Source organism: Tenacibaculum profundicola, from assembly GCF_057220795.1.
Map to the genome: position 1 here is coordinate 2,739,724 of NZ_CM170137.1, position 11,756 is coordinate 2,751,479.

General features: G+C 34.9%; 12 protein-coding genes. 3 read left to right on the plus strand and 9 right to left on the minus strand.

The window, feature by feature from the left end; genetic code table 11:
* Window positions 1-5: 5 nt before the first annotated feature.
* Window positions 6-974 carry a sensor histidine kinase gene (locus AC2TDS_RS11720; RefSeq protein ID WP_484735774.1) on the minus strand — a complete coding sequence of 323 codons (969 nt, stop codon included), beginning with the start codon at window positions 972-974 and terminating at the stop codon, window positions 6-8.
* 220 nt (window positions 975-1,194) lie between these two features.
* Here AC2TDS_RS11720 and AC2TDS_RS11725 point away from each other — a divergent pair, with 220 nt between their 5' ends.
* Window positions 1,195-2,085, plus strand: a complete 891-nt coding sequence (locus AC2TDS_RS11725; protein WP_484735775.1) for a tetratricopeptide repeat protein — start codon at window positions 1,195-1,197, stop codon at window positions 2,083-2,085.
* A gap of 27 nt (window positions 2,086-2,112) precedes the next feature.
* Complete coding sequence (locus AC2TDS_RS11730; RefSeq protein WP_484735776.1) at window positions 2,113-2,499, plus strand: DUF1573 domain-containing protein; 387 nt, start codon at window positions 2,113-2,115, stop codon at window positions 2,497-2,499.
* 296 nt (window positions 2,500-2,795) lie between these two features.
* On the opposite strand, the gene AC2TDS_RS11735 is transcribed toward AC2TDS_RS11730, so the two are convergent.
* The 8 genes from AC2TDS_RS11735 to pheS all read right to left on the minus strand — a co-directional run bounded on the left by AC2TDS_RS11735 (window position 2,796) and on the right by pheS (window position 10,169).
* Window positions 2,796-3,542: a succinate dehydrogenase/fumarate reductase iron-sulfur subunit gene (locus AC2TDS_RS11735; protein ID WP_484735777.1), complete on the minus strand. Its 747-nt coding sequence runs from the start codon at window positions 3,540-3,542 to the stop codon at window positions 2,796-2,798.
* Between the two features lie 9 nt (window positions 3,543-3,551).
* The gene (locus AC2TDS_RS11740; RefSeq protein WP_484735778.1) at window positions 3,552-5,567 is read right to left on the minus strand and encodes a fumarate reductase/succinate dehydrogenase flavoprotein subunit; all 2,016 of its coding nucleotides are present in this window, start codon (window positions 5,565-5,567) and stop codon (window positions 3,552-3,554) included.
* A gap of 16 nt (window positions 5,568-5,583) precedes the next feature.
* Window positions 5,584-6,261 carry a succinate dehydrogenase cytochrome b subunit gene (locus AC2TDS_RS11745; protein WP_484735779.1) on the minus strand — a complete coding sequence of 226 codons (678 nt, stop codon included), beginning with the start codon at window positions 6,259-6,261 and terminating at the stop codon, window positions 5,584-5,586.
* Window positions 6,262-6,494: 233 nt separating this feature from the next.
* A complete protein-coding gene (locus AC2TDS_RS11750) occupies window positions 6,495-6,926 on the minus strand; it encodes a doxx family protein (RefSeq protein ID WP_484735780.1) in 432 nt (143 codons plus the stop codon).
* A 79-nt stretch (window positions 6,927-7,005) separates the two neighbouring features.
* A complete protein-coding gene (locus AC2TDS_RS11755) occupies window positions 7,006-7,692 on the minus strand; it encodes an alpha/beta fold hydrolase (RefSeq protein ID WP_484735781.1) in 687 nt (228 codons plus the stop codon).
* The gene (locus AC2TDS_RS11760) at window positions 7,692-8,309 is read right to left on the minus strand and encodes a DUF6973 domain-containing protein (RefSeq protein ID WP_484735782.1); all 618 of its coding nucleotides are present in this window, start codon (window positions 8,307-8,309) and stop codon (window positions 7,692-7,694) included. The genes AC2TDS_RS11755 and AC2TDS_RS11760 overlap by 1 nt, the downstream gene beginning before the upstream one ends.
* Window positions 8,310-8,680: 371 nt before the next feature.
* The gene (locus AC2TDS_RS11765; RefSeq protein WP_484735783.1) at window positions 8,681-9,076 is read right to left on the minus strand and encodes a hypothetical protein; all 396 of its coding nucleotides are present in this window, start codon (window positions 9,074-9,076) and stop codon (window positions 8,681-8,683) included.
* A gap of 73 nt (window positions 9,077-9,149) precedes the next feature.
* On the minus strand, window positions 9,150-10,169 hold the full coding sequence (pheS, locus tag AC2TDS_RS11770) for a phenylalanine--tRNA ligase subunit alpha (RefSeq protein WP_484735784.1): 1,020 nt from the start codon (window positions 10,167-10,169) through the stop codon (window positions 9,150-9,152).
* Window positions 10,170-10,380: 211 nt separating this feature from the next.
* On the opposite strand from pheS, the gene gdhA reads away from it, so the two are divergent.
* Window positions 10,381-11,724: an NADP-specific glutamate dehydrogenase gene (gdhA, locus tag AC2TDS_RS11775; protein ID WP_484735785.1), complete on the plus strand. Its 1,344-nt coding sequence runs from the start codon at window positions 10,381-10,383 to the stop codon at window positions 11,722-11,724.
* Window positions 11,725-11,756 lie beyond the last annotated feature (32 nt).

Here is an 11,756-nt window from a genome sequence, read left to right on the forward strand (position 1 = left end):
ATGTTTTACACTAGGTTTAATTTAAGACTAACTTTGAAGGTATCTGCTTTTTCAATAAGTAACTCATAGTTGTTTTTGTACAATAAATCCAACCGTTTTTTTAGGTTTTTTAAACCGATAGTATTATCTTTTTCCAGTTTTGCTACGTTATAATCGTTGGTACACACACAACACAATTGATGGTTCTCTACCGTAATTTGAATCGTGATTATACTATTAATAGTACTGTGTTTAAATGCATTTTCAATGATCGTAATTAATAGTAATGGTGCTATTTGATGATGTGTTTCTTTAATATTCTTTTCGTAATGTATTTGTTTTAGCCCCTCGGTTCTAATTCTATGAAACTCAATATAATTATCAATAAAATGCAGCTCTTTATTTAAATGAACAGTTGGCGCATTACTTTCATATAGTATGTGTTTTAGATTGTCTGAAAGCTTTAATATCAAATCTGGGGTTTCTGATGGTTTTTCGAGCGAATAAGAATAGATAGTGTTTAAATTATTGAATAAAACATGCGGGTTTATTTGAGATTTTAAAAATTTTAGCTCCATTTCGGCTCGTTCTTGCTTAACCTTATCAACCTCTTCTGCTTTATCTATATAACGAAAAAGCATCCAGATAAATGAGAAAAAGATTAATGGAACGATGGTTTGCCACAAATAATCACTTAAGCATTTTAATATGGAACACCCGCATCTAGTAAAAACATTGCAATACAGTTGCGTCGCAAAAAAAGAAATAAATGCGAAAAGAAGGATATACAAAGAGTACCATTTCTTTTTCACAAAATAGGGTAGCAAAACATAGTGATTACCGTAAACAATAACAACAAGTATAAAGAAGTATTGTAAAAAGGGGTTTTCAGTCCAATAATAAGGAGTAAAAACAAATAAAGACACAGCAGTAAACAATCCCCAAAAAAGAATATGGATAAGTAGTTCTAAGTAATGTTTTTTAAATGAAGTCATAAATAGCTGATGAAGGTATGAAAAATTGGACCTTTATTCAAAAAACAGGTATGAATGACATTTTCCCTGGTACGTAGAACTCCTATAAAGTTGTTAATACTTGTTTTTAGGTTAAACATACCGTTCGTTTTGGTAAAGGTTTGTTGTACGGTATTTTCGTAAGCGTAGACAATGTAAACGTTAGTTGTCTTCTAGTTATCTAATCAACAAAACAATACGTATGAAAAAAATAGTATATATAGCCTTTTTAGTTATAAGCACTATAGCATCAGGACAACAACTTGATAACAGCACGAAAGATAGTAAGGGAAATCTAATGCTATTAGGGAAAACCAATAGACAAGATTTCCAACACCCTAGTTTTTCATGGTATCAAAAAAACTATGATGCCTACTTGACTAATGATAAGGTAATCCGTGATTGTCGAGATAGCCTTAAGAACTATACAATAAAAGTGTTTTATGGCACTTGGTGTGGAGATAGTAAGCGTGAAATCCCTCGATTTTATAAGGTGATGGATGAGGCTGGAATTTCTGATGATAAAATAACCGCTATTGCTGTTAATAGCACACCTGAAGCGTATAAAATGTCACCGAATGGAGAAGAAAAGGGACTAAATATACACAGAGTTCCAACATTTATTTTTTATAGGGGAAAGGAAGAAGTGGCAAGAATTGTAGAATATCCCAAACAAGATATTGAAAGAGATATACACACTATAGTAAGCGCTAGGCAATACACATCACAATATGTAGTTGCTGAATATTTAGATAAACAACTAAGAGATAAAACAATAGAACAATTATTAATAGAGAAAAGTAATTTAATTAGTTCATTGCCTGAGTTTGCTAAAGGGAGTAGAGAACTGAATACTTATGGTTATGTTTTATTGCGCTCTGATCAGACTGAAAAAGCATTGTTTGTTTTTGAACTCAATGCTTCGATGTACCCGAGTAACAGCAATGTATACAATAGTCTTGGTGAGGCCTACTATACCATTAAAAACTATGATAAAGCTCTTGATAATTATGATAAAGCTTTAGAGCTCGCCCCTAATAATAAAACTATTGTTGAAATGATTCATAAAATTAAAAAAGAGAAAAACTTGTAATTTATAACCTAAAAACACCCTAGAAATATGAAATCAATTGTATGTATCATAACTGTCTGTTTACTTTCAGTTGCAACCAACGCCCAAGAATTTTCATTTAAAAAAGAAACGATTAACTATGGCGATATAGTTCAAGGTTCAGAACCCACTAGAATATTTGAGTTTATGAATATTGGAGACGCTCCGATAATAATTGAAAGAATTATATCCACTTGTGGGTGCACAATACCCCAAAAGCCTGAAAAACCCATTATGCCAGGAGAAAAGGGTCAGATAAAAGTAGCCTATGATACCAAAAGGTTAGGTCGGTTTTCAAAATCAATAGCGATAGTGTCAAATGCTACACAACAAAGAAAGGTACTTAGAATTAAAGGTTTCGTGAAAAAGGAAGAAATTGAAAAAAAAGGAGTGTGATTAAAATAAAAGCCTGAGGCGGTTAGAACTCAGGCTTTTTATCTCGTTAGAGATTTTTAAAATTCTAATTGTTGATTTTGTATACACGTAATTTCCCCCTCGGATTTTGCGTGATTTATAAATCAACAAGACAAATATATGTTTCTTGTCAGATAGGTGGATTATAAATGCCACGAACGTTATTATTTAAGGAATAGACGGCTGATATACGACTATTTCTGTTTATCGGAATGAGTAGAAAAGCAAAAAGCAAAGCCAATTGGCTTTGCTTTTTGCTTTTATAAAGAATGTTTTTTTTATCCTTTTAAGGTAGCTTTTAAGAATTCAGAATTCATTCGAGCGATGTTTTCTAATGAAATCCCTTTCGGACATTCGATTTCACATGCCCCTGTATTGGTACAGTTACCAAAACCTTCTAAGTCCATTTGTGCTACCATGTTTTTAACACGATCAACAGCTTCTACCTCTCCTTGTGGTAATAAAGCATATTGAGATACTTTAGCACCTACAAATAACATGGCAGACGAGTTTTTACAAGTTGCCACACAAGCACCACAACCGATACATGTAGCGGCATCAAATGCCTTATCAGCATTTTCTTTATTAATTGGAATTGCATTTGCATCTTGTGTATTACCAGAAGTATTTACAGACACGTATCCACCAGCTTGCTGAACTCTATCAAAAGAACCTCTGTCTACTACTAAATCTTTAATTACAGGAAAAGCTTTCGCTCTAAATGGCTCGATAAAAATAGTATCACCATCTTTAAACATTCGCATGTGCAATTGACAAGTAGTAACGCCTCTATCAGGTCCGTGTGCTTCTCCATTAATATACATTGAACACATACCGCAAATACCTTCGCGACAATCATGATCAAAGGCTACCGGATCTTCATTTTTAGCAACTAACTGTTCGTTTAATACGTCCATCATTTCTAAGAAAGACATATGTTCAGAAATCTCGGTCACCTTATATTCGACCAACTTTCCTTTATCACTTGCGTTTTTCTGTCGCCAAATTTTAAGTGTTAAATTCATAATCCTTTCTTATTTATATGAACGTTGTTTTAATTCAATATCGTTAAACTCTAATTCTTCTTTGTGTAAAACCGCCTCAGATGGCTCTCCTTTGTACTCCCATGCAGCCACGTAAGTAAAGTTTTCATCATCACGTTTGGCTTCTCCTTTTTGAGGCCCGTCTAACTCTACAGACTCTTCTCTAAAGTGCCCTCCACAAGATTCTGTTCTATCCAATGCATCGCGAGCAAATAATTCACCTAATTCTAAGAAATCAGCTACACGACCAGCTTTTTCCAATTCTGGATTCATTTCATGAGCACCTCCAGGTACCGTAACATTTTTCCAAAAGTCATCGCGTAACTCTTTAATTTCAACGATGGCTTCTTTAAGCCTTTCTTCATTACGAGACATACCACACTTATTCCACATAATGTTTCCTAATTTTTTGTGATAGTAATCTACAGAGTGGTTTCCGTTGTTGTTTACAAAGAACTCTACACGTTCCGTAACCGCTTTTTCAGCTTCTTCGAATTCTTTCGTTTCCGTAGAAATAGGTCCTGTACGAATATCATCAGCTAAATAGTCTCCAATAGTATATGGCAAAACAAAATAACCATCAGAAAGGCCTTGCATTAAAGCAGAAGCTCCTAAACGGTTTGCACCATGATCAGAGAAATTCGCTTCGCCCACAGCATAACAACCCGGTATGGTAGTCATTAAATTGTAATCTACCCATATACCGCCCATGGTATAATGAACTGCTGGGTAAATCATCATTGGATTCTTGTAAGGGTTCTCATCAACAATTTTCTCATACATTTGGAATAAATTCCCGTACTTGTTCTCTATAACTTTTTCCCCTTCTGCTAAAACTTCAGTATGTGTAGGGTTTTCGTTTCCTTTTAATTTACATTGCTCTTTTCCATAGCGTTCAATAGCTGATTTGAAATCTAAGTATACGGCTTCACCTGTAGCGTTTACACCATAACCCGCATCACAACGCTCTTTGGCTGCACGTGATGCAACATCACGAGGAACGAGATTTCCAAAAGCAGGATAACGACGTTCTAGGTAATAATCTCTGTTTTCTTCAGAAATTTCGGTAGGTTTTAACTTCCCTTCGCGAATAGCTAAAACATCATCCATGTTTTTAGGAACCCAAATACGACCATCATTACGCAATGATTCTGACATTAAAGTCAGTTTTGATTGATAATCTCCAGAACGAGGAATACATGTTGGGTGGATTTGAGTAAAACAAGGATTCGCAAAAAAGGCTCCTTTCTTATGAATTTTCCAAGCAGCAGTTGTATTGGATCCCATGGCATTGGTAGATAGGAAATAAACATTTCCATACCCGCCAGAAGCAATGACAACAGCATGTGCTGAATGGCGTTCTATCTCACCAGTAACCATGTTACGAGCAATAATACCACGAGCCTTTCCATCAACAATAACAACATCTAACATTTCATGGCGATTGAACATTTCAATTTTACCACGAGCAATTTGACGATTCATTGCTGAATAAGCACCTAATAGTAATTGTTGACCTGTTTGACCTTTTGCATAAAAGGTACGTGACACTAATACCCCACCAAACGAACGGTTATCTAATAACCCACCATAGTCACGAGCAAAAGGAACTCCTTGAGCAACACATTGGTCAATAATATTTGCAGAAACCTCAGCCAAACGATATACGTTAGCTTCTCGAGAACGATAATCACCACCTTTAACCGTATCGTAAAATAAACGGTACGTTGAATCTCCATCTCCTTGATAGTTTTTTGCTGCATTAATACCTCCCTGAGCAGCAATAGAGTGCGCACGACGAGGAGAATCTTGATATGCAAATGCTTTTACATTATAGCCTAACTCAGCTAAAGTAGCAGAGGCAGAACCACCTGCTAAACCAGTACCTACTACAATAACATCTATCAAACGTTTGTTAGCAGGGTTTACCAAGTTAATTTTATCTTTATAGGTTGTCCACTTATCTTTTAATGGACCTTTTGGTACTCTTGAATCTAAAATTGCCATATTCTAAGTGGTTTTATTAATGGTTGAAATGGTGAAATAACGCAATAATGATGAATCCTACAGGAATACCAATTGCGTAAATTTTACTAAATGATTTCAACCCTTTTGTATACTTATTGTTCGCTCCAACTGATTGGAAAGCAGAATCAAACCCGTGAAGTAAGTGTAATGCCAAAAACACAAAAGCAACCACATAAGCAACCACTCTAATAGGGTTCACAAATTTGTGCTGTAGTTCATGGAAGTATCTATACTCACCGTTGTGCATTCCTGTCCAATCTCCTTGAATAAATTTGGTGTTTAGTTCAGGAATCCAAAAATCAATAAAATGTAAAACAATAAAAGCGAGAATTGCCAATCCGCTGTAAATCATGTTTCTGCTCATCCAAGAAGAGTTTGCAGCTCCATTGTTTTTAGCATATTTTACTTGACGTGCACTGTTGTTTTTCAATTCTAAAATGAATCCCATTACGAAATGAAATACTACCCCAAAAATTAACACAGGCTGTAAGCCATATTGTACTAAAGGATTGGTTCCCATAAAGTGAGATAACTTATTGAAAGTTTCTCCGTTATCTGGGAATATTGAAGTAATATTAATTGCAAAATGTTGTAGTAAAAAAAACATTAAGAAAAATGCCGAAAGTGCCATGGCAAATTTTCTTCCGATAGAAGATTTTAATAATCCGCTCATTATTTTGTTTGTTGATTATAATAATTGCCACAAATTTAAGGGCTACACACTTCTTGCACAAACTTTACGAATTGTTTTGTTAAATATTTAGAATGGGTTTAAATAGAGGTGTAGTTTCCAACGGGCTTTATGATTTGTGTTGGGATAACATGTCGAAAATAGATAAAGAGGCTTCGTTTTTATGATGATTTTGATTAAATATGCTGATAATGATCGTTGTAAGAGTAATTTTTTTAAGTCAGTTTAGGCAATTTATACAGGGTTAATAAGCCACCAATAATAATCAAGTTTTTTAAAATATACTGCCCTAATAAGGTAAGTTGAAAAGGCATATTATTCGTGAACATTTGATCGGGAAATAAAAACAAAGGAAAAAACGTAAAACCCATGTGAATTAAGGCGATAAGAATAATTTTTTTTCGATAGATATTTAAAATTAACAATAGTCCTATCAATGATTCTACGATAGCAAGTGCGATAATTGAAAATTTTGAATGTATCAGATGAATGGTTAATGTATCTATGGTTTTTATAGCCAAGGCTTCGGCTGGACTAACCGCTGGGAAATACTTTAACGACCCAAACCAAAGATATACAATTCCAATACATATGGCTAATACATGATTGTTTGAGATACGATGTTTTAGATGTAGTAATGTGTCCATTAAGCCGATTCTTATCAATTATGAAACCGTTCTACTGGTTCGTAATGGGCTGCGAAAGTAATTAAATCCTTATTAGAAATCAATTTAAATATGCGTTCAAAATATATAAAAGCTCACTAGGTTTTTCTAGAGGAATCATATGACCACATTGCTTTATATTAAGATAGGTGCTTTTTTGTAACGTTTTAGCGACTTTTTTTAACGCTGATGGTTTTGCGAAATCGTCATTTTCAGCCGAGATAAAAAGTATTGGAATAGTTAATGTTGTTAGCTCTTCAGTAATATCAATCCGGCTTGAAGTGGCTTTTAACTGACGCATCAATACCTCTTTACCTAAATCACGATCCATTGTTTTTAGAATAGCAATTATCCTTTCATTGTTATGATGCTTAGGGTGCAGAAATTGTTGAATACGTATTTGTGATATTCCTTTATAGTGATGATCCTCTAAAAAAGAAAGAGTGCTTTTTCTAAGTTGAATTTCTTCAGGCCTTAACCCGTTGGCATTCGCAGCAATGACAACCAATTTTGTTACTTTCTCTGGATAATGAACAGCAAAATGCATAGCAGCGAACCCGCCTAAAGAAAATCCTATTAGTGGTGCTGGTTCAACAATGGAGTTCATGATGAGCTCATTGATTTCATCAAAAGAGGATGCAGGGGTAATATCAATATGAATGGGAGTGAAATTGTTAAAATTCGGAAAAATGAACTGCCATAAATCAATAGTACACATAGTGCCAGAAATAAAATACACTTTTTGCATTAGTTCTTCGTGTTTGAGTTAATTAGACATTTGTTGTTTTCCCAAACACCAACCAATGACGTTGCTGGAATAAGTTCGTTATTACAGGTTAGGAAATTGCCATCACTATCTTTTTTTATGGTTCGTAAGGAGCCTTCTAAAATGGCATTTATAACTCTATAAACGAGTCCGCGTTGAGGAGTTTTACACCCCTTAATGGTAAAAGACAGCCCTATATTATTATTGTGAAGGTCCATTATCGAAGAAATTTTATCTGGAACTACACCTTCTTCGAGTTGGTTTTTCTTGAAGGTTTGGTAATTTTCTCTTTCATGTGCTTTTCCAAGGGCACGAGCTGCTTTTTCACCTATTTCTTGACGTAAGCGTGCCATCCAATAGGCATGTCGAAAAGCATCTACTTGCCCTCCAGAAGAATCTCCATCTAACAAAGGGGAGTTTTTTATGGAGTCTGTAACTCTTAAGGCTTCATGCGCAATGAGAAGCGCTTTTTTTGCTTTGAAAGGGTGTAAAACAACCCATGTTTTCTTTGGCGGTGATAGTTTTTTAAAAGCTGCCCAGTTCGATTGAGAAAATAAAGAGAGGCTTGAAAAAAGGAATAAAAAAACTAGTTGCTTCATTGTAGGTGTTATTTTCTTCTTTTTGTAGTGTAGATGCTATACGTTAAAGTTATATATATGATAAAAACGCAAATAAGTCTAAATTTCTTCTGATTCACAATTCGTCATCAACCAAACGTACATAATTTTTCCAAGCTATCCATAATATAGGTTGAGGAGTTTAGATTTTTGTAATGGGACTATCAACGTTAGTTGGGTTTTAAAAGAGTAATTGATGGAATAGGTGTTTTTGATAGCTGGGCTAGAAGCAGAAAAACATAGGTTCTAAAAGAACGATACTTTGTCAGGGGGCATCTATGTTTTCAAACTCTTAAAAAGGAAAAATATGCTTGTCTTTTTCATTCAAGTATCGATATAAGAAACGTTACTTGCTATTCAGAAACCACCCCTTTTTTATTTAAAGTGCTAATCATTTGTAGGTTTTCCTCCTTAACAGTGTCTTTTTGAAACAAAAATGTTTTGTCGTACAAGGTGTTATTTTCAAAAAAGGTAACCTGAAACCTATTATCTAAGGCGAATAATTCAGGTTGAATAAGTTCAATTTTCGCTATGGAATTAGCAGGTAGTTGATCAATTTTTTTCCTAAAAACAGAGGTCGTTTTAGTGTTAGAAAACCCTTGAGAAACAATAACAACAAGCTCAATGGGTACCGATTTTTTATTGATGAGGTACACATTCCAATCATCAGTATTATGAACCTCATTATGCTCAAGCACAATAGCCATTTCTATGCCAGTTACTTCAGGAATATGAATATCTTTTTTCATTTTTTTAGGATAGGTGTTAAAAAGAAAAAGTTGCAAAGGAGAACCTTGCAACTTCAAAGAGTATATTGTTACGTTATATAATCGATTTAAACTGTTCTAAGAAACGTTTATCATTTTCGTAGAACATACGAATATCAGGAATTTGATATAAAAGCATGGCAATACGTTCTATTCCCATACCAAAGGCATACCCAGAATATTTGGTAGGATCGATATTACAATTCGTCAGAACATTCGGATCAACCATACCGCAGCCCATAATCTCTAACCAACCAGTTCCTTTTGTAATTCTGTAGTCCGTTTCAGTTTCTAATCCCCAATAAATATCTACCTCAGCACTTGGCTCAGTAAAAGGGAAGTACGAAGGGCGCAAACGAATTTTTGATTTACCAAACATTTCTTTGGTAAAGTACAAAAGCGTCTGTTTTAGGTCAGCAAAAGAAACATCTGTATCAATATACAAACCCTCCACTTGATGAAAAATACAATGCGCACGTGACGAAATATCTTCATTACGAAAAACCCTACCAGGTGAAATGGTTCTAATAGGAGGTTCGTTGTTTTCCATATAACGAACCTGAACTGATGAAGTGTGAGTTCTTAATAAGGTGTCAGGGTTTTTGTCAATAAAAAACGTATCCTGCATATCTCTTGCCGGGTGGTATTCAGGTAAGTTTAAGGCGGTAAAATTGTGCCAGTCGTCCTCAATTTCTGGCCCTTCAGAAACGGTAAACCCAATTCTATTAAAAACCTCAATAATTTGATTCTTAACCAATGATATCGGGTGGCGAGAACCTAATTCAATAGGTTCAGCAGGACGCGTCAAGTCACCGTAAACACTTTTGTCTTCAATACTGCTTTCAATAGTATCGTTGAGTTCAGCAACCTTAGCTTCGGCTGACTTTTTTAAGTTGTTTAAAGCCTGACCAAAGTCTTTACGTAATGCAGCATCCACATTTTTAAATTCGGTAAAAAGATTTTTTAATAACCCTTTGCTTCCTAAGTATTTAATTCTAAAAGCTTCTACCTCTTCTTTAGACGTCGCTTTAAACGATTGCACGTCACCGATCAATTCTTTTACTTTATCTAACATTTTATATCAGTCCAAAAAAATTAAGTCGCAAATTTACGGAATTTTGATTAAAAATGATCGAGATTTGGGTTAATAACGAAAACGTTGTAGAAAACTTTAAAATAAACATTAAAATCAAAATCAACAAATTGTAAATTAATTATATTTGCCAAGTAAAATTTATATTTGCAAGTGAAATTGTTAAATTAATATCAGACAACTAAGAAGATTTATGGAATCTAAAATAAATGCTTTTATGGATTATGTTAAGCAATCTAATCCATACGAACCAGAGTTTTTGCAAGCAGTACATGAAGTGGCAGAAACTGTAATTCCGTTTATAGAAAACAATCCCAAATATCAGAACAAAAAAATATTAGAGCGTATGGTTGAGCCAGAGCGCGTTTTAATGTTTAGAGTTCCTTGGGTAGATGCTAACGGAGAAACACAGGTTAATAGAGGCTATAGAGTAGAATTTAACTCTGCTATAGGTCCATACAAAGGAGGGTTGCGTTTTCACCCATCTGTGAACTTATCCATCTTAAAATTCTTAGGATTTGAGCAAGTTTTCAAAAACTCATTAACAACCTTGCCAATGGGTGGAGGTAAAGGAGGTTCTGATTTTAACCCAAAAGGTAAATCAGATCGTGAAGTAATGGCTTTCTGCCAATCATTTATGACTGAATTAGCACGTCATATTGGACCAAATACTGACGTTCCAGCCGGAGATATAGGTGTTGGTGGACGTGAAATAGGTTATATGTTTGGTCAGTACAAGCGTTTACGAAATGAATTTACAGGAGTTTTAACCGGTAAAGGAGCAGCTTGGGGAGGATCATTAATTCGTCCTGAAGCGACGGGTTATGGAAATGTTTATTTTGCAGAAAACATGTTGAAGACCAAAGGAGATTCTTTTGAAGGAAAAACAGTGGTTGTTTCTGGTTCGGGTAATGTAGCACAATATGCAACTGAGAAAGTGATTGAACTAGGTGGTAAAGTAGTTACGTTGTCTGATTCTTCAGGATATATATATGACGAAGAAGGTATCGACACTGAAAAGCTAGCTTTTGTTATGGAGTTGAAAAATGTAAGGCGCGGAAGAATCCACGAGTACGTTGAAAAATATCCATCGGCTAAGTTTTTTAAAGGAGAAAGACCTTGGGGTGTGAAATGTGATGTAGCTTTGCCATGTGCAACTCAAAATGAATTGGATGGGGAAGAAGCAAAAGCACTTGTAGCAAACGGATGTACATGTGTAGCGGAAGGAGCGAATATGCCTTCTACACCAGAAGCTATCGAAGAATTCCATAAGGCAAAAATATTATTTGCTCCAGGAAAAGCGTCAAATGCTGGTGGTGTTGCGACATCTGGTTTAGAAATGTCACAAAACTCATTGCGTTTATCTTGGACGCGTGAAGAGGTTGATAGCAAATTACACGGTATTATGAATAGTATACACGAAGCGTGTGTAACATATGGTACGCAAGAAAATGGGTACGTTGACTATGTGAGAGGAGCAAATATCGCTGGCTTTGTAAAAGTAGCTGATTCAATGATTGATCAAGGAGTAGTGTAAGTTACATACACCATACATATAAAGTAAAAAAA

Bases quoted from the DNA above. Each gene is read 5' to 3' on its own strand.
- AC2TDS_RS11720 (WP_484735774.1), bottom strand. From the start codon at position 974: ATGACTTCATTTAAAAAACATTACTTAGAACTACTTATCCATATTCTT.
- AC2TDS_RS11725 (WP_484735775.1), top strand. From the start codon at position 1,195: ATGAAAAAAATAGTATATATAGCCTTTTTAGTTATAAGCACTATAGCA.
- AC2TDS_RS11730 (WP_484735776.1), top strand. From the start codon at position 2,113: ATGAAATCAATTGTATGTATCATAACTGTCTGTTTACTTTCAGTTGCA.
- AC2TDS_RS11735 (WP_484735777.1), bottom strand. From the start codon at position 3,542: ATGAATTTAACACTTAAAATTTGGCGACAGAAAAACGCAAGTGATAAA.
- AC2TDS_RS11740 (WP_484735778.1), bottom strand. From the start codon at position 5,567: ATGGCAATTTTAGATTCAAGAGTACCAAAAGGTCCATTAAAAGATAAG.
- AC2TDS_RS11745 (WP_484735779.1), bottom strand. From the start codon at position 6,261: ATGAGCGGATTATTAAAATCTTCTATCGGAAGAAAATTTGCCATGGCA.
- AC2TDS_RS11750 (WP_484735780.1), bottom strand. From the start codon at position 6,926: ATGGACACATTACTACATCTAAAACATCGTATCTCAAACAATCATGTA.
- AC2TDS_RS11755 (WP_484735781.1), bottom strand. From the start codon at position 7,692: ATGCAAAAAGTGTATTTTATTTCTGGCACTATGTGTACTATTGATTTA.
- AC2TDS_RS11760 (WP_484735782.1), bottom strand. From the start codon at position 8,309: ATGAAGCAACTAGTTTTTTTATTCCTTTTTTCAAGCCTCTCTTTATTT.
- AC2TDS_RS11765 (WP_484735783.1), bottom strand. From the start codon at position 9,076: ATGAAAAAAGATATTCATATTCCTGAAGTAACTGGCATAGAAATGGCT.
- pheS (WP_484735784.1), bottom strand. From the start codon at position 10,169: ATGTTAGATAAAGTAAAAGAATTGATCGGTGACGTGCAATCGTTTAAA.
- gdhA (WP_484735785.1), top strand. From the start codon at position 10,381: ATGGAATCTAAAATAAATGCTTTTATGGATTATGTTAAGCAATCTAAT.